Origin of the sequence: Alkalihalobacterium chitinilyticum (genome assembly GCF_029028005.1) — a bacterium.
Taxonomy (GTDB): domain Bacteria; phylum Bacillota; class Bacilli; order Bacillales; family Bacillaceae_F; genus Alkalihalobacterium; species Alkalihalobacterium chitinilyticum.
This window is the reverse complement of sequence record NZ_JAOTPO010000010.1, coordinates 53,807-79,914: the sequence shown is the minus strand read 5'-3', so window position 1 is coordinate 79,914 and position 26,108 is coordinate 53,807. Positions and strand designations below refer to the sequence as shown.

The 26,108-nt window shown below is 38.4% G+C and carries 22 protein-coding genes and 1 riboswitch; of the genes, 8 read left to right on the top strand and 14 right to left on the bottom strand.

Going from position 1 to position 26,108, the window contains the following annotated elements:
• Window positions 1–8: 8 nt before the first annotated feature.
• From N7Z68_RS14715 to N7Z68_RS14700, 4 genes are all read right to left on the bottom strand, one after another.
• A complete protein-coding gene (locus tag N7Z68_RS14715) occupies window positions 9–1,274 on the bottom strand; it encodes an ammonium transporter (protein WP_275119246.1) in 1,266 nt (421 codons plus the stop codon).
• A 592-nt stretch (window positions 1,275–1,866) separates the two neighbouring features.
• The gene (locus tag N7Z68_RS14710; protein ID WP_275119245.1) at window positions 1,867–2,535 is read right to left on the bottom strand and encodes a uracil-DNA glycosylase; all 669 of its coding nucleotides are present in this window, start codon (window positions 2,533–2,535) and stop codon (window positions 1,867–1,869) included.
• Window positions 2,536–2,690: 155 nt separating this feature from the next.
• The gene (locus tag N7Z68_RS14705) at window positions 2,691–3,467 is read right to left on the bottom strand and encodes an inositol monophosphatase family protein (protein WP_275119244.1); all 777 of its coding nucleotides are present in this window, start codon (window positions 3,465–3,467) and stop codon (window positions 2,691–2,693) included.
• A gap of 24 nt (window positions 3,468–3,491) precedes the next feature.
• Window positions 3,492–5,468 carry a sensor histidine kinase gene (locus tag N7Z68_RS14700; RefSeq protein ID WP_275119243.1) on the bottom strand — a complete coding sequence of 659 codons (1,977 nt, stop codon included), beginning with the start codon at window positions 5,466–5,468 and terminating at the stop codon, window positions 3,492–3,494.
• Between the two features lie 248 nt (window positions 5,469–5,716).
• Between N7Z68_RS14700 and N7Z68_RS14695 the strand changes: the two genes are divergently transcribed.
• Together N7Z68_RS14695 and bshB2 are read left to right on the top strand one after the other, a co-directional pair.
• On the top strand, window positions 5,717–6,061 hold the full coding sequence (locus N7Z68_RS14695; RefSeq protein ID WP_275119242.1) for a YojF family protein: 345 nt from the start codon (window positions 5,717–5,719) through the stop codon (window positions 6,059–6,061).
• A gap of 11 nt (window positions 6,062–6,072) precedes the next feature.
• Window positions 6,073–6,738, top strand: a complete 666-nt coding sequence (bshB2, locus tag N7Z68_RS14690) for a bacillithiol biosynthesis deacetylase BshB2 (RefSeq protein ID WP_275119241.1) — start codon at window positions 6,073–6,075, stop codon at window positions 6,736–6,738.
• Between the two features lie 113 nt (window positions 6,739–6,851).
• Here bshB2 and glnA read toward each other — a convergent pair whose 3' ends face one another.
• From glnA to N7Z68_RS14660, 6 genes are all read right to left on the bottom strand, one after another.
• Complete coding sequence (gene glnA / locus N7Z68_RS14685) at window positions 6,852–8,210, bottom strand: type I glutamate--ammonia ligase (protein ID WP_275119240.1); 1,359 nt, start codon at window positions 8,208–8,210, stop codon at window positions 6,852–6,854.
• A gap of 366 nt (window positions 8,211–8,576) precedes the next feature.
• Window positions 8,577–10,100 (bottom strand): degradosome RNA helicase CshA, encoded by a 1,524-nt coding sequence (gene cshA, locus N7Z68_RS14680; protein WP_275119239.1) that lies wholly within the window; start codon window positions 10,098–10,100, stop codon window positions 8,577–8,579.
• A 215-nt stretch (window positions 10,101–10,315) separates the two neighbouring features.
• Window positions 10,316–10,513, bottom strand: a complete 198-nt coding sequence (gene cspD / locus N7Z68_RS14675; protein WP_236035100.1) for a cold-shock protein CspD — start codon at window positions 10,511–10,513, stop codon at window positions 10,316–10,318.
• A gap of 158 nt (window positions 10,514–10,671) precedes the next feature.
• The gene (gene queF / locus N7Z68_RS14670; RefSeq protein WP_275119238.1) at window positions 10,672–11,169 is read right to left on the bottom strand and encodes a preQ(1) synthase; all 498 of its coding nucleotides are present in this window, start codon (window positions 11,167–11,169) and stop codon (window positions 10,672–10,674) included.
• A 283-nt stretch (window positions 11,170–11,452) separates the two neighbouring features.
• A riboswitch (PreQ1 riboswitch) is annotated at window positions 11,453–11,498 on the bottom strand.
• A gap of 129 nt (window positions 11,499–11,627) precedes the next feature.
• Window positions 11,628–12,719, bottom strand: coding sequence for a Delta(10) desaturase DesB (gene desB / locus N7Z68_RS14665; protein ID WP_275119344.1), 1,092 nt, complete (start codon window positions 12,717–12,719; stop codon window positions 11,628–11,630).
• Between the two features lie 353 nt (window positions 12,720–13,072).
• Complete coding sequence (locus tag N7Z68_RS14660; protein ID WP_275119237.1) at window positions 13,073–13,648, bottom strand: LOG family protein; 576 nt, start codon at window positions 13,646–13,648, stop codon at window positions 13,073–13,075.
• Between the two features lie 170 nt (window positions 13,649–13,818).
• On the opposite strand from N7Z68_RS14660, the gene N7Z68_RS14655 reads away from it, so the two are divergent.
• Together N7Z68_RS14655 and N7Z68_RS14650 are read left to right on the top strand one after the other, a co-directional pair.
• A complete protein-coding gene (locus N7Z68_RS14655; protein ID WP_275119236.1) occupies window positions 13,819–13,992 on the top strand; it encodes a hypothetical protein in 174 nt (57 codons plus the stop codon).
• Window positions 13,992–14,183, top strand: coding sequence for a YwbE family protein (locus tag N7Z68_RS14650; RefSeq protein WP_275119235.1), 192 nt, complete (start codon window positions 13,992–13,994; stop codon window positions 14,181–14,183). The genes N7Z68_RS14655 and N7Z68_RS14650 overlap by 1 nt, the downstream gene beginning before the upstream one ends.
• Before the next feature lie 141 nt (window positions 14,184–14,324).
• On the opposite strand, the gene N7Z68_RS14645 is transcribed toward N7Z68_RS14650, so the two are convergent.
• Window positions 14,325–15,977: a glutamine--tRNA ligase/YqeY domain fusion protein gene (locus N7Z68_RS14645; RefSeq protein ID WP_275119234.1), complete on the bottom strand. Its 1,653-nt coding sequence runs from the start codon at window positions 15,975–15,977 to the stop codon at window positions 14,325–14,327.
• A gap of 582 nt (window positions 15,978–16,559) precedes the next feature.
• Here N7Z68_RS14645 and N7Z68_RS14640 point away from each other — a divergent pair.
• The 3 genes from N7Z68_RS14640 to N7Z68_RS14630 all read left to right on the top strand — a co-directional run bounded on the left by N7Z68_RS14640 (window position 16,560) and on the right by N7Z68_RS14630 (window position 19,338).
• Complete coding sequence (locus N7Z68_RS14640; RefSeq protein ID WP_275119233.1) at window positions 16,560–18,020, top strand: GAF domain-containing sensor histidine kinase; 1,461 nt, start codon at window positions 16,560–16,562, stop codon at window positions 18,018–18,020.
• Window positions 18,021–18,032: 12 nt separating this feature from the next.
• Complete coding sequence (locus N7Z68_RS14635; protein WP_275119232.1) at window positions 18,033–18,665, top strand: response regulator; 633 nt, start codon at window positions 18,033–18,035, stop codon at window positions 18,663–18,665.
• Window positions 18,666–18,807: 142 nt separating this feature from the next.
• Window positions 18,808–19,338, top strand: coding sequence for an NADPH-dependent FMN reductase (locus N7Z68_RS14630; RefSeq protein WP_275119231.1), 531 nt, complete (start codon window positions 18,808–18,810; stop codon window positions 19,336–19,338).
• 198 nt (window positions 19,339–19,536) lie between these two features.
• Here the strand turns inward: N7Z68_RS14630 and N7Z68_RS14625 are convergent, their stop codons facing one another.
• Complete coding sequence (locus N7Z68_RS14625) at window positions 19,537–23,526, bottom strand: 5'-nucleotidase C-terminal domain-containing protein (RefSeq protein ID WP_275119230.1); 3,990 nt, start codon at window positions 23,524–23,526, stop codon at window positions 19,537–19,539.
• Window positions 23,527–23,863: 337 nt separating this feature from the next.
• Here N7Z68_RS14625 and N7Z68_RS14620 point away from each other — a divergent pair, with 337 nt between their 5' ends.
• The gene (locus N7Z68_RS14620; RefSeq protein ID WP_373323152.1) at window positions 23,864–24,070 is read left to right on the top strand and encodes a hypothetical protein; all 207 of its coding nucleotides are present in this window, start codon (window positions 23,864–23,866) and stop codon (window positions 24,068–24,070) included.
• A 284-nt stretch (window positions 24,071–24,354) separates the two neighbouring features.
• Here the strand turns inward: N7Z68_RS14620 and N7Z68_RS14615 are convergent, their stop codons facing one another.
• Window positions 24,355–25,332 (bottom strand): hypothetical protein, encoded by a 978-nt coding sequence (locus N7Z68_RS14615; protein WP_275119228.1) that lies wholly within the window; start codon window positions 25,330–25,332, stop codon window positions 24,355–24,357.
• A gap of 65 nt (window positions 25,333–25,397) precedes the next feature.
• Entirely contained in the window at window positions 25,398–26,081 is a 684-nt protein-coding gene (locus N7Z68_RS14610; protein WP_275119227.1) for a hypothetical protein, read from the bottom strand.
• Window positions 26,082–26,108 lie beyond the last annotated feature (27 nt).

The window sequence follows — 26,108 nt, the reverse complement described above, 5'->3', positions numbered from 1 at the left end:
CCTTATTGTTAAGCACCTGTTTTTTCTGATTTCATATTTTCAGGGTATCCATAGCTTCCATGCTCACTGATATCTAGACCCATAATTTCTTCTTCTTCAGTTACACGAAGTCCTCCCATCACTTTATTCATTACATATAGGATAATGAATGAAATGACAAACGCGTAAATTCCTCCAGCGACAACACCTAACGTTTGAACACCTAATTGTGTAAAGCCGCCTCCGTAAAATAAACCTGCTTGCCCCCAGCCAATTTCTGTAGATAGTGCCGGTACTGCGAAGAAACCAGTTGAGATGGTTCCCCAAATCCCTGCCATACCGTGAACTGATAAGGCAAAGATCGGATCATCAATTTTTGCACGATCAAAGATTTTCATACTTACCACTACGATTAGACCACCAATAATACCGATAACAACTGCTGCCCAAGGTGCTACGAAACCACATGATGCTGTAATGGCAACTAAACCTGCTAAAGCACCGTTTAATGTCGTCGGAACATCTGCTTTTCCGTTCATCATCCAGATTAAGAACATCGCGGCAATCGCCCCAGCTGCTGCTGCTAATTGCGTGTTAAGAATGACATATCCAAAGAATGCATCTGCTACCTCAAATGTACTAGCACCGTTAAATCCAAACCAACCTACCCATAGAAGTAGAACCCCTAACGCTGTGTAAACTTGGTTATGACCTGCTAAATCATTAGATGAACCATCTTTATTGTATTTCCCAATACGCGGTTTTAAGATAATCGTTGCGGCAAGAGCTGCCATTGCACCTGTTAAGTGAACGACCGTTGAACCTGCGAAGTCTTGTTTGCCAAGACCACCTAACCAACCATCACCCCATACCCAATGTGCGACGACTGGATAAACTAGAGCCGAGAATAAAACGGCGAAAATGACGTAAGCTGATAGTTTTGCACGCTCAGCGAAACCACCGAATGCAATGGTTAAAGCAATAAGTGCGAACATCATTTGGAACATGAAGTCTACCGATCCTGCTAATCCGCCATCTGGACCTGAAGCATCTCCGAAGAAGAAATCAGAAATTCCTAGAAATCCACCTGCTGACTCACCATAGATGAAGCCCCAACCTACTGCCCAGAAAACCATCGAACCAAGACTAATTGTGAATACCGTTTTCCCTGCAATGTGACCCGCATTTTTCATTCGAGTCGAACCTGCTTCAAGTAAAATAAATCCACCTTGCATAAGTAAAACTAAAAAAGTACCAATAATGACCCACAAATTATCCATTAAAATTTGTTCCATCTGTCAACCTCTCCCTTCGTTTCTGCGTTAGCTTAGCTAACATCTTTTGTTAACTTAATTATACATTCTCAATTTTCAGAAACTATATTTTTGGAAGATGATCTGACACTGTTTCTCGAACAACGTTTTTATGGGGAGTTAAAGTGGGCTCCTATTCTAGTTATATCGGGGGTTCCAGCAATTATGAGAGTCGTTGGGGGTTCCTTATTTTCTTACTGCTTTTTTGTGAGTTTCTATAATATAAATACGGATCTTCAGCTGTTTTAATGATATCTCGATAGTCATATGCTGTTCACGCAGCTTCTATCAACGTTCAAAATGATCCTATTTCCAATCTGCTCGCGTTTATTTTCAAGTTCGGCTGATTTATTTTTAACTTTTGATGATTTATTTTTAAGTTTAGCCGATTTATTTTCAACTTCATCTCAAATATTATCAACTTTCCCGTTTTAAAGATTTCTCGACAAAAAAAGTCAAATTTCATCAACTGCCAACTTCAAGCCTCACTCCCTAATCCTAATAAGAAAACACGGTTGACCCCAGATATAAGGATCAACCGTGTTTAAACTTCATTTTATATCAACTCCATCTATTAGACGATTTGCCAATCGATCGGTGTTTCGCCCATCTTCGTTAAATGTTCATTTACTTTGTAGAATGGCTTGCTTCCAAAGAAGCCGCGCCTTGCTGACAGCGGACTCGGATGGGCAGATTTAATGATGACATGCTGCTCTCCTGTCACTAATACTTCTTTTGCTTGGGCGTGGCGTCCCCACAAGATGAACACGACTGGTTTTTCACGCTCATTCAAGCTTTGAATGACACGATCCGTAAATAACTCCCAGCCTATTCCTTTATGCGAATTCGGTTCACTTTCTCTTACCGTCAATACGGTATTTAATAGGAGAACCCCTTGCTTGGCCCACTTGATTAAACAACCATTTTGACTAGGCTCACATCCAAGGTCCTGATGAAGCTCTTTATAAATATTTTTCAGAGATGGCGGCAGTTTTTCTCCCGCGTTTACTGAAAAGCTTAATCCGTGTGCTTGATTGGGACCATGATACGGGTCTTGTCCGAGAATAACGACTTTCACTTCTGAAAAAGGGGTATAGTGAAAGGCATTAAATACGTCCGACTGACGCGGATAAACTGTTGCATTGCTATATTCGTCCTGTAAAAATTGCTGCAGCTTCAAAAAATAATCTTTTGTAAATTCATTTTCTAGTACCCTGTTCCAATCATTACTCACATTCCACAAAACCGTTTCTCCCCTATTCCAGACTGTAGGGCTCAAACCCACTTAAAGCCACTATATTCCTAATACTGTAAAACTTTTATTCTAAACCACCATTAAGCACAACTAACTTTCACTTGCTTTAAATTTTTATTCTATACGACAACCTTAGCTTCATGTTATTTTTCCCACTCCAAAATTGCTGAAAGCTCATCATATATCGCTGGAGTTCCGACCAACACTTGATAGCCCTTTTCTTTTTTTACACTAAAGGTTTGGCCTTTTGCTTCCTCAACGATTAATAGACCTGCGCTAATGTCCCATTCTTTCAGCTTGATCTCCCAATAAGCGTCAAAACGCCCTGCTGCTACTTGGCATAAATCAATCGCTGCACTTCCTGTTCTGCGAATACCGCCGATTTTCGTAATAATGGCATTAAAGTTACCAACATTATTATCCGGGTCTGTTGCACGGTCATACGGAAAGCCTGTTGCTACTACCGCTTGATTTAATCGCTCCGTAACCGAAACGGTAATGCTTCTACCATTTAACGTCGCCCCGCTTCCTTTAACCGCCTCATACATTTCATCCAGTTTTGGCACGTAGACGACTCCAATGACTGTTTCCCCTTTATATTTAACTCCAATCGAAATACAAAAGAAAGGAAAACGATGAGCAAAGTTTACCGTTCCATCGATCGGATCGATCACCCATTCGTAATCTGCTTGCCCTTCATGCCATCCGCTTTCCTCTGACATAATGGAATGTTCCGGGTATTCGGTATGAATTTTATCGATAAGAAATTGCTCGCTCCATTCATCAACTTCAGTGACTAAGTCAATGTCAGATGACTTCGATTTCATCTGAAACGGCTGTTCCATACGAATTAATTGTTCTTTTCCTACTTCTCTTACCCACGTCTTTATATTTTCTTTTATCGCTAGCCATTGTTCCATTATTGATCCACTCCTAAGGAATACTTATTCGTTTACTATTGTAGGCAACTCTTGTTGTAAAGGCAAAGTTATGACCAACTCGCAGCCTCTGCCTTTTTCTGTTTTTACCGTCAATTCGCCGTTCAGCATCTCAATTCGATTTTCCATGGCATTTAAGCCAAATCCATACTCTATCTTTTCCTCGCCAACACCATTATCTACTAATTTAAACTCCAGGAACTTGTCCTTCACTTGCAATGTAAAATGAAAGTGCGTGCTCTTCCCGTGGCGGATTCCGTTGGTTATTCCTTCTTGAAGAGCATGATAAATGACTTTCTTTTGTGCGTGATTTAACTTTGGTATCTCATCTATTGAACTTGTAATCAAAACACCTGTCGCTTTCACCGTATCATCAACTAACCCTTTTAATGCCTCTTCTATTTCAATCGATTCTTGCACTTCCCCAAGCACTTTTACAGACTCTCGGATTCGATCCAACCCTTTACGTAACAATTCTTGTGAGAGTTCCATCTTTTCATAGACTTGGTCTGGCTTGGCCTTGGACAGACGCTTTCCTGCCTCAAGCTGCACAATAACCGTTGTTAACGAATGACCGATAATATCATGAAGTTCGTGCGCAATTCGGTTCCTTTCTTCAAGCACCGACATTTCAATTAGTGCTTCGACCGTCTCTTTTTGAGATTTTTCTAGCCCAACCGTTCGTTCCTCTACTTTCCTTTCAAGATTTTCATTCAACTCTTGCAGCTCTTGAGACATTTCCTCCACTTTAGTAAACGCACGTGAGAATTGGGTAGATAACTGAAAGGATTGCCCAAACAAAAAGATAAACAGTCCAAATGGAGATAATTCTCTCGTTGTGATCAATTGATTGTAAAATAAGAAATCATTAATTACCGTAATGACATAAATGATCCCTACTCCAAGGTTGAGTCTAATCATATCCCGCCTATTCTTTAATGCTTTCATCCCTGCCACGACCACTAACATGATAGCGACAACCGTGATGATTTGATAGGCAGTTAATGTCAAGGTAAAAACTCGCGCTGGTGTAAAAATGATCACGAAAACGAACAAGCTGGCAATTCCCCATAATGTACGAGTCAAATTCTTATGTACTTCATTAGGATATAGTTGTCTAGCAAATGAAACAAAAAGCGGAACTGCGATATAAAAACAAATATATTCGATTTTCTTTAACCATTCCCACGGGAAGTCCGGTAACACTTGATTGAAAAAAACTTCCCCTACCATCATCGCCCGTATGCCAATGACGAGACAAAACAAGCCAAAAAACAGCGTTGATTTCTCTTTTCGCCTTAACATAAACAATCCTAGATGGTAGAGACCCATAACAAGCAGGCTGCCAATCAGGAACATTTCAAAGGCCAGCTGTTTTTCCCGCAGGCTTGTAATCGCTTTGTCTTCACCTATTCGAATGATGCGCCACAATCCACCTTTCGAATGATGAAAATTAGCAACATGAAAAACAAGATCGATTTCTTGAGAACTGGGCTTAAAGTAAACCACTTGAGGTTGATAGGCCGGTTTCGTAGTTTCCCGAGTGGTACCAGGTACCCCTGCTCCACCAAGCTCTTCTCCATCGATCCACACTTTATAGGATGTAAAAGCATTTGGTAAATAAAGCCCTAACATCGTATTCAGGTCATCCTCAGCTAGTTGGACTTTCAAGTGATAGGTCGCATAACCATCTCCTGGCACCTGTTCCCCTTGCCACACCTGATCATTCCATTTGGCGGGCATATCAATCAGCATACCCGCATCATTCGGTAAATGTGCAGGGTCTAACCACTCGTTCCAATAAAAATACCATTCTCCCGTTAACGACGTAGGACCTAACTCTTTAATGGAAGTAGTTGATAAGTCTAGTTTTCCGTCAACTGCAGAGTACATTCTTTCACTTTTTTCATAGAAAAATAAGAAAAAAACGGCGACAATGACGGTTAGTATAGGAACCATGTAAAGTAGAATTTTATTTTTCATCAAACAACCTCTAGTTTTTCATTTTTAATGCTTGTCTTCTTTATTTATTATAAAATTTTCGTAACAGTATGAATAGTTTATTGGCTAAAAAAGTAAAATGAGGGCTTCAAACTTGCTTACTACGTGCGCTCCCTTTTAGTATTTAGTATGATAAGAGTAGTGAATTAATGGACACTTACATTTCCCCCATTACTTACGAACAAATAATACAAACTTTACAAACGAATTGTGTAAAGGAGGAATAGCAAATGGAAGCGATTAATAAAGAATTCGTTCAAGAAATGATAAATAAAATGGCCAATCAAGATGTATACGTTCATCTCGAAACAACAAACGGGGCCTACACCGCTTACCGAAATGGAACCCCATTCTCATCAGGCGTTTTTATTCGAAACGGGAAAGTGTCCTATGAACACGGGAAAATCACAGGTAACGGCCCCCACCGAGTCGGACTTAAAATAGACTTAGGCTGGATCTACGCAGAAGGACTTACGCATTGTGAAATGAACGGAGACCAATTACTTTTAGCCGGCTTAGATGATCAAGGACGTTTAGCCGTATCACTTCAATTAAGTCCCCATCCATTTAAATAAAGGAGGCTCTTATGGAAAATCATTTACTAGTGATCTTGCCGCACCCGGATGATGAATCATTTGGGGTTGCAGGGACGATGTTAAACTATAAAGAAAACGGGTGGAAGGTTACATACGCTTGTATGACATTAGGAGAAATGGGACGAAACATGGGGAACCCGCCGATTGCCAACCGTGAAACATTACCCCAACTTCGTAAGCAAGAGCTTGAAGCCGCTGCAAAAATTTTAAAGATTGATGATTTGATCTTACTCGGGTTGCGAGATAAGACGATTGAGTTTGAAGATGAAGATAAATTAGCCGAGCGAATGCGAACATTAATAGAAGATTGCAAGCCGACGCTCGTTATTACATTTTACCCAGGATATGCCGTACACCCTGACCACGACGCGTGTGGTGCCGTCGTGATCAAGGCTGTCGCTTCGATGCCAAAGGAGCAGCGACCAACGGTACATGCACTAGCCTTTTCAAGAGACTGCATCGATGATTTAGGTGAACCACAAATTATTAATGAAATTAGTCGTTTTCATCAAGAAAAGCTCGATGCCTTAAAAGCACATAAAACACAAACTCAAGAAGTCATCAGACAAACCGAAATTGCCCTTCAAGAAGGTAATGATGAAGCGATGGACCGACTCAAGTATGAGCGTTTCTGGCTTTATTCTTTTAATGACTAAATGTTAGTCAGAGCCTCTATTTCATTCATTTAAATGGAGGCTCTGACCAAGAAAAAAGTTTCACGTGAAACACCGCATAGCGTCACTGCTATGCGGTGTTTCTAGTTCTATTCTTAGAATTTTGCGTGATAATTGTCAATTTCCCATCCATGAACTGCTGTTCTGAAGCTGTCATATTCCGCACGTTTTAAGTCTACAAATTCGCCGAATACGTGATCTCCTAATGTTTCGCGTCCAATCTTGCCTTCTTCTAATGCATCAACTGCCGCTTCTAAGCTCGTTGGTAAATTGCTAATTCCTCTTTCTTTTAATTCAGCTGGTGACATACTGAAAATGTCATCGACTACTTCAGCTGGTGCTTCTAGTTTACGATTCACACCATCTAGACCCGCTGATGCAATAATCGCAAATGCTAAGTAAGGGTTCGCTGATGGATCTGGGCAGCGAATTTCTACACGAGTTCCTGCACCGCGTGTTGCTGGGATACGGATTAACGCTGAACGGTTTGATGCAGACCAAGCAACATAGCATGGCGCTTCGTAACCAGGTACTAGTCTCTTATAAGAGTTAACTAGCGGATTAATTACCGCTACGAATTTTTCAATATTGTCAATTAAACCACCGATAAACTGGTACGCTTTTTCTGAAAGCTCTCGACTGTCACTTGGGTCGTAAAATGCATTTTCTTGCTTTTCAAGATCAAACAATGAAATGTTCGTATGCATTCCGCTTCCGTTCGCCCCAGCAATCGGTTTTGGCATAAACGAAGCATGAAGCCCAAATTGTCTCGCCACTGTTTTTACTACCCATTTATACGTTGTTGCATTGTCTGCTGCACCAAGTGCATCAGCATACTTAAAGTTAATTTCATGCTGACCTTCAGCAACTTCATGGTGAGAAGCTTCAATCGTAAAGCCCATTTCTTTTAACGTACGATAGATGGCTAGGCGAACTTTCTCACCGTAGTCATGTGGAGACGGCTCAAAGTATCCACCAACGTCTTGTGTATTTAATGTAGGACGGCCTTTTTCATCTGTTTCAAATAAGAAGAACTCTAATTCTGGACCAACACTAATCCCATAACCTTGTTCTTTTGCTTTATTTACCGTTCTTTTTAGTACATGGCGCGGATCGCCTTCGAAATCACTACCGTCCGGATTTTTTACCCCGCAAAGAAAGCGAGCTTCTGAGTACCCTTCTTCTACGGACCAAGGAAGAACACAAAATGTATTTAAGTCTGGCAGTAGATATAAGTCGGATTTATTAATTGGAGAAAATCCAGTAATCGATGATCCGTCAAACATAATTTTACCTTCAGCTGCCGCATCGATTTGTTCTGCCGTAATCGTTACATGTTTTAATGTCCCTTCAATGTCAACGAATTGCATATGCAGAAGCTCCACATGCTTTTCCTTAATAATCTCTTTAATTGCCTCTAAAGTTAACTCTTTTGTAGAAGAAACTGTACTCATAATTAACACTTCCCTTTCATGTAATCTTTATTAACATCTCTTGTTAACTCTTATTTTAAATTATCTAAAAATTACTTCAACGATTTTGTCAGGTAATCTGACACGGTGATTTTTATTTATTTAAAATGACCTGAGTACAAGATCATTAGGACATCCTTCTACCTTCCTTTTTTCCCTAGATATAACCTTTATTAGTCGCCATTACTAAGCATTAGCTCAAAAAAAAACTGCCCTCCAATTGTTAGTTGTGTCTAACAATTGGAGGGCGTTTTTTTAATCTGAGCGTTTTTTTGTCCTATCTTAATGTGTGAACATAAAAATAAAAAGGGAACGATTTATTTTTCGTCCCCTCTATATGTTATTTCATTAGTCTTTTTTCTTTTTACGAGAAGCAGCAACTCTTACTTTGTTGCTGTTTTTAGAATTACCTCCTCGTGATCCACCTTTACGATCGCGGTCACCGCCGCCACCACGATTACGGTCACGGTCTTTATTTCCACGGCCATAACCGCCGCCGCCGCCTTTACCTTTGCCTCGGCCACCGCCGCCAGATTTAAAGCCTTTGATGCGTAACGGTGCTTCTTCTGTTAACTTAATTGGAACATCATTTGGCTCCTTCGTTAACATTTTTAAGGCAGCTGAAAGTAACGTAACCGAATCCGTCTCATCAAGAAGCTGTTCAGCAGACATGCGGTACGATTGGAAGTCATTTTCTTCTACCATCTTCATTAGGCTTTCAACCGTCATACGCAGTTGACCTTCCATTGCCTCAGCTAAAGTCGGTACAGGCTTGCGTGTAATTTTACGATTCGACGTTTTTTCGATCGTTTTTAAATGCGGAAGTTCTCTTGGTGTAACTAAAGTTAATGCTAATCCTTTATTTCCTGCACGACCTGTACGTCCAATACGGTGAACATAGCTTTCAGGGTCTTGCGGAATATCAAAGTTATAAACATGCGTCACACCTGAAATATCTAAACCACGAGCAGCAACATCTGTCGCAACAAGAACTTCAACTGTACCTTCTTTAAATTTCTTAATTACTCGGTCACGTTGGTTTTGGTTAATATCACCATGTAAACCTTCAGCGCCGTAACCTCGTTTATTTAACGCTTCAGACACTTCATCAACACGACGCTTCGTACGACCAAATACGATTGCCAGTGTCGGCGAATGGACGTCTAACATACGGCATAGTACATCGAATTTCTTTGATTCAGGTACTTCCATATATTCTTGTTCCACGTTAGCTGTTGTAATTTCAACTGATTTTACAACAATCGCTTCGGCGTCTGGTTTCATGAATCTTTCTGCAAGACGACGGATTTGCTTTGGCATTGTTGCAGAGAACAATAGCGTTTGACGCTCATCAGGAACTTCCGCTAAAATCGTTTCAATGTCTTCAATGAACCCCATGTTCAGCATTTCATCTGCTTCGTCTAGTACAACCATTTGAATGTTATCCATACGAACGGTTTTACGACGCATATGGTCCATAAAACGACCAGGTGTTGCTACAATGATTTGAGGTTTACGCTTTAATGCTTTAATTTGACGGACAATATCTTGTCCACCGTAAATCGGTAAAGCGTTGACGCCGCGAAGATTCCCAATTTTATTTAGTTCTTCAGCGACTTGAACCGCTAACTCACGAGTAGGTGCTAATACAAGACCTTGAATTGTCCCTGCATCTACATCCATCTTCTCAATTAACGGAATTCCAAAAGCTGCTGTTTTCCCTGTTCCTGTTTGTGCTTGTCCGATAACGTCTTTCCCAGAAAGTGCTGTAGGAATCGTTTGTTCTTGAATTGGCGTTGCCTCTTCAAATCCCATGTCTGTAATTGCTTTAACAATTTGTTGGTGTATTCCAAAGTCATAAAAAGTTGTCAATGGATCTTAATCTCCTTTGTATCTAAATTAATTTATATTAATAGCGTTTGCTTTTTCTCAGAGATTTATCATACTGAATTCATGGAGTTAATCAAATTACCTTCGTAAATAATCTACATAGGGGCCAATTTTTGGTAGTAGGAATGGAAACAAGAAAACCATATTCCAGTCATATGGAATATGGCCATTATCTTAACGTATATGATATCAATCGATTATAGACGAGTTACGTTAGCAGCTTGTGGACCACGGTTTCCTTCAACGATTTCAAATTCAACGTCTTGGCCTTCTTCTAAACTCTTGAAGCCTTCACTTTGAATTGCACTGAAGTGTACGAATACGTCGTCTCCACCTTCGCGCTCGATAAATCCAAAACCTTTTTCTGCATTAAACCATTTTACTTTTCCTACCATGTTATATGGCCTCCTTAAAAAAAACAAACTTTGTTAACAGTAGCAAACTGATGATCCGGTACAACTCTAACTGAATAAAGAGGCCGAAGCGAAATCAATTCCTGACTTATTAACACTATTTTAACTATATTACTTTTTATCCTAAAAAGCAAATGACATTATCGGTTTGTAATCGTTTCAGGGTACAAATCGTGGTTCATTAAGCGGAAGTTTGCCATTTCTTCATATTTAGTTCCTGGTCTTCCATAGTTGCAGTAAGGGTCAATGGAGATCCCTCCACGCGGCGTAAATTTCCCCCAAACTTCAATATATCTCGGGTTCATTAAGTCAATTAAATCATTCATGATTGTATTAACACTGTCTTCATGAAAGTCACCGTGATTACGGAAACTAAATAAATACAATTTCAGCGATTTACTTTCCACCATTTTAACGTCAGGGATATAACTAATGTAAATCGTAGCAAAATCCGGTTGCCCTGTTTTGGGGCACAGCGTTGTAAATTCCGGACAGTTAAATTTTACAAAATAATCTCTTCCCGGATGTTGATTATCAAACGTCTCTAATACGCTTGGGTCATACTGATAATTGTATTTTGTATTTTGATTTCCTAATAATGTAACATCCTGTAAGTCTTCATCTTTGCGGCCTACCATTATATATTCCACCTTTCTCGTTTTCGAGCTTATATTCAATGTCGTTGTTCTATTCACATTTTGGCAAATAAAATGGTGAATTCGGACAATAAAATCAAAATCTGGACAATAAATGCTTCCATACCGACAATAAAATTAATAATCGGACAATAAATAGCCGAACTTGGACAATATTTAGTTTGCAAATCCTTTTTAAAGAGATGCTAAGCTACTTTCTCAAGCAACATCGTTAATTTTGTCACTAAAAAAATAAAAAACGCACCCTAAGGAAGGATACGTATGGATTCCCTTAGTTTTTTATAGAGGGTTTGTGCTAGAACCTCTCCTGCGTTTCCACAGTTTTAATATTCTTTTATAACGAAATTAATTATAGGGAGATCAATAACCATTGTCAACGAAAAAAGGACATTTAGAAATACTTACAAAAAGAGTGATAGTTCGACTATCACTCCCTGATTTTACACATCTTTATTCTTAGGTTTTTCACTAGTCGGTAATGCTTCACCCGGATTTTGATAACTAATATTATTCGGGTCCAATCCATGTCCGAGTGACCCATATCTATTACCTGCACGCGGGTCGACCAATTCATTTTGCTGATAATACAGTCGCGGCGTTTTAAATAACGCAATCATTGCCTGTAAGAAAGGCATTTCATGGTAGCGCTCAGGCCAACGCTGTTTGATTTGCTCTTTTACTAATGGATAGTATTTCGGGCTAATCGATGGAAATAAGTGATGCTCTGTATGATACGAAAAATTAAAGTGAATTGCATCTACCCACTTCGGAACCGTCACTGATAAACTGTTGGCTAACGGGTCATTGACAGGTACAAGTGGATTCAATCGATGGTTCGTCGAAATATACGACATGACAATGAAATTTGCTATTAATAATGGAAGTAAGAAAACAAAGATCCAATTTGTAAATCCAATCCAAAACAGAAGACCAATCCATGATGCCCAAGGCAAGATTAACTGTAACCAAACTTTAGGGCGGTTTCTTGGATCAAAATCTTTAATGTATACTTTAAACATTCTTGATGAATGTACAGTAAACGTCATTGCGAGTGAGAATAAACTAAATGTAGCACGAATAAAGAAAGGAATACGATACATTAAACGCACTAACTTATTTTTTTCTAAATGCTCAGCTGTGATCCATGCATCTGGATCTTTATGTTCGTCTTGCGTGTGAACATGGTGATTCATATTATGCCATTTGCGCCACAAGCTTGGCCCTGTACATAACGGCCAAAAGGATATTGCTCCCAATAAATCACGGAGCCACGGTTTTCTTACCACAGTTCCATGTAAAATTTCGTGTCCTAAAAAGCCAAGACTAGCATAACAAGCTCCTAATACAAAAGCTATAAGCAGATTGAGCCAAAGGTTTAACTCAAGCAAACCAACAGCTAAAAAGCCTGCGACAATCACAACCAAAAATGCTAATCCACCTAATAAACGAGACGGTACTGGCTTAAACGCTTCTTTAGGAAGATGAGGTTTTATTCGGGCAGCGTACCAAGATAACGATTGATATTCTTTCATTTCTTTCATTTCTTTCCCCTTCCGATTTCACTCAAATTGTTTTCATACATTTCCTATTGTTTCTATAAAATCTTCCTTTAAACACTAAAATTTCTAATTAACTTTGATTAGTTTTATCGTAACAGTACTTGATGGTGAAAATCAATAGTTTTTTATTACCTGATACTAATAGCTATTATTATTAGTTAGTGTTGGTAATATATGCATTTCTATCTAAGCAAAATTAAAAGTTCGTTAATCTTTCCACAATAAAAAAGCTGACTCCCTGTGTGAGATCCTCTAAAGGCTAATGTATTAGCTACTTTGGAGAGGGCTCGCACTTTTTTTGGGAGTCAGCTTGTCTTTTTATTTAATTATAGGTCGATCTCTTCTTCTGTCCGGATTCCTTTGTTCTGGTTAAACATCTTTTCTAAAAGCATTTCCGGTTGCTTTTCAATAATGAGTAAATCTACATTAGCTTGTGGCATAAATCCTGCTGTTGCCGCTTTTTTGATCAACTCGCTAACTGGGTCATAGTAATTTAAGACATTTAAAGCGCCAATCGGCTTCTTATGTATGCCAATTTGGGCCCAGCACAACACCTCAAATAACTCTTCGAACGTTCCTATTCCACCTGGTAATGCAATATAACCATCGGCTAATTCGGACATCAGCGCTTTTCGCTCATGCATCGTTTCTGTTTCGTGAAACTCCGTTACTAAAGGGTGTATGATTTCTCTTTTAAATAAATTTTTCGGCATAACCCCTGTTACTTTACCACCGGATTGTAGAACACTGTCAGCAATACTTCCCATTAAACCAATTTTCGAACCGCCATACACTAATTCAATATTTTGTTCCGCTAATAATTGCCCTAAGCGAACAGCTCCCTGTTCAAATTCAGGACTTGCCCCTACATTTGAACCTGCAAACACACATATTCTTTTCATCGTGTCTCACCTACATCAATAGTCTTAAACTTACTCTTATTTTAACATGTTCATCAGCCTATCACTGTAATCGGTTTATTTTTTTACTGTAAAAGAAAACATAATAGAATAAATCTATTTTTATGATAACCTGTAATAGTATGAATGAAAATTAAAGGAGCTATAACAAGATGACTGAAAAGAAAAAAATTAACTTACAAGAAGCAATTAAACAACAGCTTGCCAATAAGAAGCAAAATCTAAGTCAAGGAAATGCAAAAGGACATACTTCAAATCAACCTAAAAAAATGACAAGCCAACAAACGAAAAAGATCAATAACCAGCGCAAACGGATGGGAACGTAATGAACGGACAAAACCGAAGTGATATATCACCAGGTATTCAAGTTAATATCGTTCTAAAACAAGATCAACGAACAGGAAAATTGACAAACGGAATTGTGAAAGACATCTTAACGAAATCAAGCTTTCACCCTCACGGCATCAAAGTTCGCCTTCAAGACGGTTTCGTTGGGCGTGTAAAAGAAATTCTTTAATAACCAGTCTAATATGTAATCTTTTGAAATCGACACAATAAAAGATGCAGCACATAAATAGATCAATACAACAATAAAGGTACCCATACAAAAAAGGGTGCCAGGTACCTTTAGTACACTAAAGGACCTGGCACTCTTTTATTAAAGTTTAAACGAACTTTTTAACGATACAATTAAGTTAAAGACTAATTGATCGGCTGTTGTATGTTTAGGGTCGACATTGAAATAACCATGTCTGAAGAACTGGAACTTATCGTTCGCTTTTGCTTCGGTCATGTTCGGTTCTACAAACCCTTTTAAGATTTCTAACGAATTTGGGTTTACGTGATCTAAGAATGTTTTGCCTTCTTCTTTATCTTCGTCTAAGATCAGAGGGTTATATAAACGGAACTCCGCAGGTACAGCATTTGTCGCTTCTACCCAGTGAAGTGTTCCTTTTACTTTTCTTCCCGTAAAGCCCGTACCACTCTTTGTTTCCGGATCATACGTACAACGAAGTTCAACGACATTTCCATTCTCGTCTTTAATCATTTCTTCACATTTAATAAAATACGCATGTTTTAAACGGACTTCATTTCCCGGGAATAAGCGGAAGTACTTTTTCGGTGGATCTTCCATGAAATCTTCTTGCTCAATGTAAATTTCACGAGAAAATGGAATTTGACGTGTCCCCATTTCTGGATTTTCAGGGTTAATCTCCGCATCAAGCATTTCTACTTGCCCTTCAGGATAATTCGTAATAACCACCTTTAACGGTTTGATAATTCCCATGGTACGTGGAGCTTTTAATTTTAAATCTTCACGAACAAAGTGCTCCAGCATTTGTACATCTACCGTACTATAGCTTCTCGCCACTCCAATTTCCCTGCAGAAATTTCGGATCGATTCAGGCGTAAATCCTCTTCGTCTTAGTCCTGAAATTGTTGGCATGCGTGGGTCATCCCAGCCGTCTACTACATTTTCATCCACTAATTGCTTTAAATTTCGTTTACTCATAATCGTGTTGGTTAAGTTCAAACGTGCAAACTCAATTTGCTTTGGAGTAGCTTCCATTTCACAATGTTCAACGACCCAGTTGTATAACGGACGATGATCTTCAAACTCTAACGTACAAATCGAATGAGTGACTCCTTCAATCGCATCACCTAGCGGATGAGCAAAGTCATACATCGGATAGATGCACCACTTATCTCCTGTATTATGGTGTGTCGTGTGTGAAATACGATAAAGAACAGGATCTCTCATATTTAGGTTAGGAGACTCCATATCAATTTTTGCCCGTAATACTTTTTCACCGTTACCGAATTCACCGTTCTTCATGCGCTCGAATAAATCTAGGTTTTCTTCAACCGAACGATTGCGATTTGGACTTTCTTTACCAGGCTCCGTCAGCGTTCCACGGTACTCTCTAATTTGTTCAGCTGTTAAATCATCCACATAAGCTAAACCTTTTTTAATAAGAAGTACTGCACGCTCATACATCTCATCAAAATAGTTAGAAGCATAGAAGAGTCCATCCCAATCGTAACCTAACCATGTTACGTCTTCCTTAATCGAGTCAACAAACTCTTGATCTTCTTTTAGCGGGTTTGTGTCATCAAATCGTAGGTTCGTTTTTCCTTTATACTCATCAGCTAGTTCAAAGTTTAAAACGATCGATTTAGCATGACCAATATGTAAGTATCCATTTGGCTCTGGAGGAAACCGAGTGACTACCTCATCGTTTCTTCCTGATTTTAAATCTTCAGTCACAATGTGCTTAATAAAGTTTGACGAATTATTCGTACTCTCCATCCACCTCAACCTCTCTATTTCACAGTTCATTTTACTAGTAGTTATATCATAAAAATACAAAGATAGCTATGAATGACACGCCATTAAAGTAAAATTCATCCACTACTATCTTACTCACCATCACGGCATTGTAAACGTGAAGTCTAACCCTCCATCTAAAGTCTGATTTTTCCCACATAAATTCCCCAACTAAGTACGTAATCCAACTTCAACCATCTGCCAGACGTTTCCAAATTAAATCCCTTCTAAAATGAAAGTAACAAATTTACAGGAGTGATGAAAGGTGCAACATTTTGGATACGATGGATTAATCAAGGAAAAGAAAAGAAAAGTTAACCAAATCTCAAAAGATGGTTGGAAATTCTCCTCAAAACCCCTTAACAAACAATCTTGGTTCAATAAACTAAACAGGAAAGTCAACCCAAAAAAGAGAATAAATCTTAATACACACTGCTGCTAGGGTACCAGGCACCTTCAACACAGTAGCGCAGCATCTTATTAAAGGTACCTGGCACCGACATCGCAGTACCGCAACAGCGCATCAAAGGTGCCTGGCACCTTTCTTTATAAGGGGGTATACAAGTGGACCGCCATCAGGAGATGACAAAGTTAAAAACGATTAAGGCGATTGCCGAAACATTAAATCAAGGAAATAACATGGAAGAAATGCTCCAAACGGTTTTAAAGGAACTATTACATGTGACCGAACTACAAACGGGTTGGATCTACTTAATTGATCCAGAAGGAAACTATCAATTAGTCGCTGACATCGACCTCCCCCCAGCCTTAAGCTGGCAAGCGAAAAAACCGATGTGCGAAGGAAACTGTTGGTGTATTAAAGAATACAATGACAATACCTTAAATAGAGCATTTAATATTATCGGCTGTAAACGAATAGAAAATGCCATTAAATATCAATGGGGCGAAACCAACGAAATCACCCACCATGCAACGGTTCCCCTTCAAGCAGGAGACGAACGTTTCGGCCTGCTCAATGTTGCAGCACCCCATAAATCACGTTTTGAGAAAAATGAGCTAGATTTGCTAGAGGCCGTTGCCTTTCAAATCGGAACCGCCATTAAACGAATGAAACTATACCATAATGAACAAAAACGTGCCGAACTCTATCAAACGTTAGGTCAATTCAGCGCCAACCTTAACGCCCAGCGAGCAACCGAAGAAGATCTAATACATTGTGCTGTGAATGAAATATACCGTGCATTTTTCTGGTCCGGAATAGAACTGCAATGCAACCAACTAAAAGCAGCCATACAGCCGATTACAAACAAACCCCTTCATACGATAGAAAAACCGTTCCAGATTGGTGAAACGAGTGGAAAATTAACCATTTCACATGAACAACTTGATTCAATCGATAACGAAATCATCCAAAAGCTAAGTCACCATCTTGGTATTTTATTTGAAAATACACGGATTGAAGCAAAATCACGAGAGATTGCCCTCATCCAAGAACGTAATCGACTCGCAAGAGACTTACATGATTCAGTCAATCAGCTATTATTCTCACTTTCTCTTACAGCTCGCGGTATGAAAGACTTAAAAGACTTGGATAAGCTGCACAACTCCCTGTCCTACATCCAAGAATTATCACAAGAAGCCCTTCAGGAAATGCGAAGTCTCATTTGGCAGTTGCGGCCATCTGGTTTAGAAAATGGGGTCATAAGTGCATTAAAGTCCTATGGTGACATGTTAAAATTAAACGTCAACGTCGAGTTATCCGGAGTGCTCAATGTACCTCATTCAATTGAAGAGTGCCTGTGGCGTGTTGGACAAGAAGCATTAAATAATATTAAAAAGCATGCGCATACATCTAGAGCGAAAATAAACGTTCAAGCCGGAAGAAAGCAAGTCAATATGATAATAGAAGATGAAGGAATTGGGTTTGACCCTGATACCGTCAAAAATGGTGCTTCCATCGGTCTCTCTAGTATGAGGGAACGAGTCGAACTGCTTGGAGGATCCTTTCAAATGAATACAACCGTAGGAAAAGGAACCGTTCTATCTATTTCTTTCCCTATGTAAGGAGAGATGAAAATGACCATTCGTATTCTCATTGCGGATGACCACCATGTGGTACGTAGAGGATTACGCTTTTTTCTAGATATGCAATCAGACATTGAAATAATTGGCGAAGCGACCGATGGCCAGGATGCCATTAACAAAGTCAATGAATTACATCCAGACGTCGTCTTAATGGATTTGGTCATGCCGACAATGGATGGAATTGAAGCAACAAAAAAAATCAGAGAAACGCACCGTACGATAAAGATTCTTATTTTAACGAGTTTTTCCGATCAGGACCATGTCATTCCTGCTATACGAGCAGGAGCTAACGGCTACCAACTAAAAGACATTGAACCAGATGAATTGGTTAAAACGATAAAAGCTGTTTATAACGGACAGAGTCAATTGCATCCAGAAGTCACACATCACGTGTTAACGCATATGTCTGGAGGAAAAGAAGAACAATTAATTGATACACTAACAAAGCGAGAAAAAGAAGTGCTGCTTGAAATTACAAACGGAAAAAGCAACAAGGAAATTGCGGCGACACTTTTTATCACAGAAAAAACGGTAAAAACACATGTCTCCAATCTTTTAAGTAAACTTGAATTGTCCGACCGAACACAAGCTGCCCTTTATGCGATTAAGCATGGACTTAAATAAAGATCTCATTCAAAAGTTGTAGAAAGATTTCAGCCTTTTTCCGTCTATTTCTCTAGTAAAATTTCAATCCTTTCACGGATGATCTAGCTATTATTTTTTTATATAATAATACTATAGACAACGAGCATAGGAGAGAAAAATAATGAATGTATTAGTTATAAACGGAACACCAAGAAAGCACGGAAGAACACGTATATTAGCTTCACACTTAGCTCATACGCATAATACAAACTATATAGATTTAAGCGACTTCTCACTTCCTCTATACAATGGAGAAAAAGACCAACAAGACATGCAAGAAGTAAAGCAATTAAAAGAAATGGCACTAGAAGCAGAAGGCTTTATTTTATGTACACCAGAGTATCATTCAGGAATGAGCGGCGCATTAAAAAATATGCTAGATTTCCTTGGCGGTGACCACTTCAAAAATAAACCCGTTGCTTTAATCGCTGTTGCAGGTGGCGGTAAAGGCGGTATCAATGCCTTAAACAACATGAGGACGGTCGTCCGGGGGTTATACGGCAATGCCATTCCTCGCCAACTCGTCTTAGACCCCGTTCATTTTGATAGCGAGCAACGAATGTTAACTAGCGATGGTAAAGAATTGGTAGAAAATGTATTTAGTGAGTTTAACGTGTATTTGGAAACAGCTAAGAGACTGTCTTTCAAGTAATATATATAAAGTGAAACTCTTTAGTGAGCGTGATCTTCAACCCCCACTGAAAGTTAAACCAATCAGGTTTCTACTGGCTTTAATTCCACAAAGGCTTGAAGTAGAAGTCATAGCGCCAGTTAAATGGGATAAAAATAATACACCAAAAGAAGTCTAGCTCCCTAATAGTAGATATTAAGGAACTAGACTTCTTTATACTTACTTGATTTTATGTTCAATTAATTTCTTATTATATTCTAGTTCTGTTCTATTATTGCCTTCATAAACGACTACTTCTAACGTGTAGCGTTGACCGTTATGATTTGGAGGTACAATGACTTCAGAATTTACAGTTTCATGACTTCCTGAAGCTACAGTTGTAACATCAATGTGAGAAAACTGAACACGACCATGCTTGTCAATCAATCGAACTGAAACGATGTAATCTTTTGTTCCGTTCACTTCTTTTGAATGATTCTCGATCGCTGCACTTACATTAATTTTTAAGTTTCTTGCTAATGAGTGAACTTCATTTTCTTTTCCATCCGTTAAAGATACGTTGATCTTATCAGCCTTTGCATGTCTTTCAATAATATCCTCTGCTCCGCGTGGTTTCACTTGAATTGTATTATTGAAACGGCTCGAGATCCCAGTAATAGAGACGACATCGCCATTCGTAAATGCAAAATCATCAAACTTCAGTCCTGTACGGTTATCGACACGAACAATGACTGTCTCTCCATCTTTTACTGCCGTAAACTCAAACGTACCAAAGCTATTTATACTCTTTAGGTCAGTAATAACAACTTCTTCTAACATGACAAGCTGTGCTTCATTTTCAGTTGATGCTTGTGCTGGTGATAATGGAAGAGGTAAAGGTAATTCTCCTTTTCCAATTACTTCTAGTGATGTTACGTTTGATATTTGAAGCTCTTGATTAAAGGCCCCTTTTGTTCCCGTTATGCGAACGATATCACCTTTTTTAACATCAAAGCTATTTTGGAAGACATAGATCCCAGCTGTTTCATCTTGGATGTAAAATCCTTTTTGGCCCCAGCCACCTGGTGTGGTTGTAACCGTTGCTTCTACAGTCACTTCAGTACCCGTAGCAACCGAGCGTGCTTCAGCAATTGAGATTTTTTCAATAATCGGCTCTCCTACTTCAACGTATTCAATAATATCGCCTGCATGACGAGGCTTTACTTGAATTGTATTGTTAAATACGCTGGATGCACCAGTGACAGTTACGATATCGCCATTTTCAAATGTGAAATCGTTAAAGTGTAAGCCTGTACGGTTATCTACGCGAATAACTACAGATTCTTCACCTTTCACTGCTTTGAATTCAAAAGTTCCAAATGTTCCAGATGGAGCTAATTCAGTAATTGTAACTCCTTCAAGTGTAACAATTTGTGCTTCGTTATCTTTAGAAACTTGACCTGGTGTTAAATTTAACGCCCCAGGTAAATCGTTGTTCGAACTGTTAACCATTATATTTGTAACATCTGTTACTTGAAGTTCCCCATTGAAATTGCCCAGTTTACCATTAACAGTAACTTCATCACCAGCTTTTACATCAAAATTTCCACTATAATTAGTTGGAACGAATACATATAAACCTGCAGTTTCATCTTGAATATAGAAACCTTTGTTACCCCATGCTCCAGGTGTAGAAGTTACGATACCTGTTGCTTCAACGGTTGTACCTTGAGCAAGTGTGCGAATATCCTCTAACTTATTAGAAGGCTCTGGAGTTTCTACGAATTCATAAGCTCTTGCATTACGTAATCCAGGTCTTGAGAAATAAGCTGATAAATCACCAGTAATATGAACTAACTTACCTAGGTTTTCTGGATTATCGACTAGATTTAAGTCTGTTCTTATCGAAGTATTCGGCAATTGAACAGGTAATGTTTTTGCCAAAGATTTTTCATTAGGATCATCTGCTAAAGCGATGTTTGTCGCTACTGTAAATTCACCGTCAAACACATTGTTCGTTCCTACAATATATCCTTGAACTATACCTTCTCCAGAGTTATTCGCAATTGCCTCAGCTACCGTCATAACTCCTTCTGGTAGATCGCCAGGGTTACCTGGTGCTGGTTCTTCACCTGAAATAGTAATACGAGAACCTTCTTCGTAATCGATTGGGCCGTCGTGGTTTGTTACGAACTCAATTACTGACTCCCAAACTTTGCCGTACGTGTCAATTACTTCAGCACCTAAGTTATAAAAACCGCGGCCATGCATAAAGTCGTTGTATGCAGCTGTTAGTTCCGTAGAGTCTGATAAAACTTCTCCAGCCTCGTTCATTACTTTAACATCTACAAATTTACCATTCTCTTTAACTAACTCATATTTAATACCCGAAACTTGTAAGTCAACACCATTATGAAAATCTGCTTGGGTAACTAATACTTCTTTTAATCTTTCTACTGTAGTAGTTACAGCTACAACTTCGTTACCAAAGCTATCTAGAAATTGAATTTGTGCATCTGTAATATCACCTGCTGGAATTGTACCAGATACAGAAGAGTTGTTTAATAAACCAACATCTGTAGAAGCAATGGCACGAACTGAGTCAGCGTAAAGGTTCCCTAACCCTGAATCTCCCTTTTTATTGAAAGAATCATTCAATCCTTTTTCCGTTGAACCAATTACATTTCCAATTGCAGAAGGGTCTCCAACTTCTACTTTAATACGTCCTTCTGAAACGTAATCAAGTTTTTCACCTTTTGCTGTACGGTACTCCGCATATTCAATCATTGCGTCTGTCATGTAACCAGCATCAGGAGTAATTACTTCTCCTACGAAGTTGTAACCTCCACCGCCAGAACCAATATAGTCAGCTACTGCTACTCTATATTTCTTCTCTAAATCAATAGGCTGGCCATCAATCATAAGTTCTAAATCTATTAATTGACCAACTGTGTTAGTTAATACTTTGTAAGTTAATCCTGAAGTTTGTAAATCTACTGAGTTACGACGATTATAAGAAAATTCGATAACGTCTTTCAGTGCTTGTCCTGTCATCTCATATTCCATAATTTCATTAGCAAATGGCTCTACTGTGTAAATGTGGCCTTTTGTAATGTCACCAGCTGGAATGCTATCACGAATTCCACCGTTGTTTGTTAATGCAGCGTCTGCATTAACAGAGTGTCTCATTGCATCCGTCCAGAAGTTTCCTAGTGGAGCGTCTCTAACAGTACGACCATCACGTGATAATCCTGTTGTAGAGTGACCAATAACTACTCCTAAAACTTCGTCCATTTTTGAATTATGGTAATCAATTCTTTCTTGGATTGCTTCGTCTACTTCAGTTAATTCATGTACAGGTTGACTAAAACCTGTTACTTCTACTACTTCTCTCTTTTCTGTATCTACTTTTAACGTTAAGTTACCCACGTTTAATGCGTTGGAACCAACTTGGAACACAGGAGTACCGTTTACTACTGCCGGCGCTGCTAACGCTGTGTGAGAGTGACCACCGATTATGACATCAAAGAAATCAACGGCTTCTGCTAATCTTCTATCCTCACTATAACCTTGGTGAGTAAGTGCGATAAGAACATCTAAATCCTCGTCTTCTTTTAATGTTCCATATTCTTTTGCAGTTGCAATAGGATTGTGAAAGTTAATACCTGCAATGTTCACTGGAGCTGTGGACGGTGGTGTTTCAATTAATGAGAATACACCTATTCTTAACCCGTCTTGCACAAACACTGTGTATGGCTCAGGCTGTGGAAATCCTTCCATCGCCTCTTCCGTTACCGTCATGTTCGCGCTTAACCAAGGGAAGTTAGACTCTTTTATTCTATCAATTGTCTCAGCTTGTCCATAATCAAAATCATGGTTACCGAAAGCCATAGCGTCTAAGTTCATCATGTTAAGTATTTCAATGATTGGTTTACCATTGTTTAAATCTACTACAGGGTTTCCACTAAAGATGTCCCCTGCATCTAAGTAAAGTGAATGAGTCGCTGCAGATCGTTCTTTATTAATGTATGCAGCAGCTTTCCCTAATGGATTGATGTGTGAGTGAATGTCGTTCGTATGGAGTATTTTTAATTCTACGATGTTATCGTTCGAATTCACTGTTGTGTTTGCACTAATTGTTCCTATCGACCCAAATAATGAATAAAACAACATTGCGAATACTAAAATAATAGAATACATTTTTCTATTATTCTTTGTAAAAGAAATCATTGTATCCCTCCTGAAATTGTTTTTTATTCTGACAGCACATACAATACTAAACCATTAGTATGTGCTCTTAATTAATTTTTTGTAAATTTTCGTATAAATCATATAAATGATCGTTTAGTGCTAGTCAGTTACTTCTAACATCACGACTAAAGTATTAATCTACTGCTTAGTGACTACCTTTCGTACATGATTTATCTTTTGTAGCAGTAATTAGGTGCTGGCTTTATGGCTAAAATCGCTCATCGACTCTTAACTAGTTAGCGATTATCATCTAATATTTGGACTTTGTCATTAAAGACTGTAAAATGAATGCATATTTTTAGAAGGAGTGTTCCTGTTGAGAATTAAAGTGAACGATGTTCCTATCGAGATTTTTTATGGGGCAAAACTGAAGCACGCACTTTTGAAAGCTGATGAAGCATTATATAAAAAAGTGAAACTCGGAAAAGCTGTTATAAAAGATCAAGAAGGCAATGTAACCGAAATTAATGGGGCTGTTGGAGATGGGTTTTCTTATTATGTGAAAGAAGTGGATAGTCGTTAGTCGGTAGCAGTTAGATGAGGTGACGAAGTGGTAGGTGGTATTTAGTTTTTAGGGTGTGTTAACGCACTGGAGGACTGAAATAACATTCACATTACCTTCAGTTCATGAAGATAACTTAACATTGGTATGGGAGATCAACTATACAGGGAATAACAATACTTAGAAAAATAGTCCGAAATTTGCTGGAATTGATTGCTTCTATAAAAAAATCAACAATAAAGAGGATAATACCTGATAGGTGCTACAGGTACTATCCTCTCTATTTCTTTAATTGTCTCGTTAATTTATTGCTCATCGATAATAATATTCTCTTGTTCACTGTTATCTTCTTTAACTTCTTCCAACTCAAGCTTTTCACTTTTTCTGACTGCTATTACTTTAGAAGTTTCTTCTTCAGATTGAACCGGCATAGAATCTTTATTTTTGCATTTTACTTCTCTATATTTTAGTTGTGTTTTATCAGTTTCTATCATATTCGGCTCTTGAAGTTCTACATATTCCTTCTCATTTTCAGTTACTTCTGCATCATTGCCTCTCTCTGAACAATCTATAAGTACTTCTTGTTCTGAATTATAGCTTAGAGAGGCAACCGTTACTACCTCAACATCACTAATAATTTCTTCACTGTCTACTTCATCGGTCCCTTGTTCACTTGTATTAAGGGGTTCTTCTGTAGTCTTAGGTAAATCCTCACTCTCGTTTGAGCTATCATTTTCTTTAATGCCCTCACTACTTACATGCTCATGCTCATGTTCATGTTCTATGCCTTCATTACCCGAAAGATCTTCCTTTTCTGTATTTTCTTGTTCTGGCACCTCTAATGTTTCCTCAGGATATATAAGCTTTTCTACGTTATATTCTACAGTTAAATGTTCATTAATATAACCACCGGTAAATCCAATTAATTGAAAGGTGTTTTTTACCTTTTTAGATTTACCCTCAGGAACTAGTAAGTTAACTTCTATTGTTTTATTAGAATTAGGTGCAAGATTAAACTTTGTTTTACTGAAGTTAGTGTAATTACCTTCTAACATAATCGGTATTTGACTGTTCACTTTATTTGTTAGCGTTAGTTGAGCAGATACATGCCCACCTTCTTCGTAGACTATATCATGGATCCTATAGTCTAAAAGGTTAGAAGTTGTAGCTGTATAGATTGGTGTAGCAATAAAGGAAGCTTCACTGGTAAAAAGTGCATCGACCTTAGATGTAAACGGACCGATGAAGAAAATGGTCAAGAATACAAAAATAAATTTTTTCAAGGCATTTTCCTCCTTTGGAAAAAGAACCAGATGTTTCACTGGTTCTTTATTTATTCACCTATTAATTATTCTCTACCTGCTTCTAACCTCTGTGTATTTTGAGTTGCTTTTGCAGAGAACGTTGCACTAATTTTCTTACCTTGATATTCATTAGTTGCATTTTCAGCTAGTTTTAAAGACATTTCAACTTTAATTTTCTCGTTTGGTAACAATGTTTTATTCTTAGCTAATGGATTAATATTATGGCGTTGACCTCTTGCTAATAATGAATACGTATCATTATCTGAGAGTCTTCCACTTACCGTTTCAACTTTCTTAACATTTCCTTCTGCATCAAGGAAAGTATAATCAACTGTTACAATAAAAGGATCGAAAAGTTCTCTATTACCTACTATTCCTGTATTATCTAGTCTAAAATTAAAATGGTTAGTTGTTCCATTATAGCTCACATCAAGATCGAATGCACGATTACCATTATTTGAAATAAAGAATGGATTTGCAGATGCCGTTTCACCTGGAAGTAATGCTAGATTATCTTCATCACTAAAAATTTTAAATTCAGTGTCACCATTAACAATACCTCTATCGGTCTCAAGATCTAATTTTAAAACAGCCATATCAGCTGCAGGGTTACTTAGAGAGGCTAACGTTTGCCCATCAGTCCAACTCGAATACGTCCCTACTCCTACACCCGCGATTAATGTTGCAGATAATGCTGTTCCGATTAAAGCCTTTTGAAATTTGTTCATTTTAAATTCCTCCTATTAGTTATATAA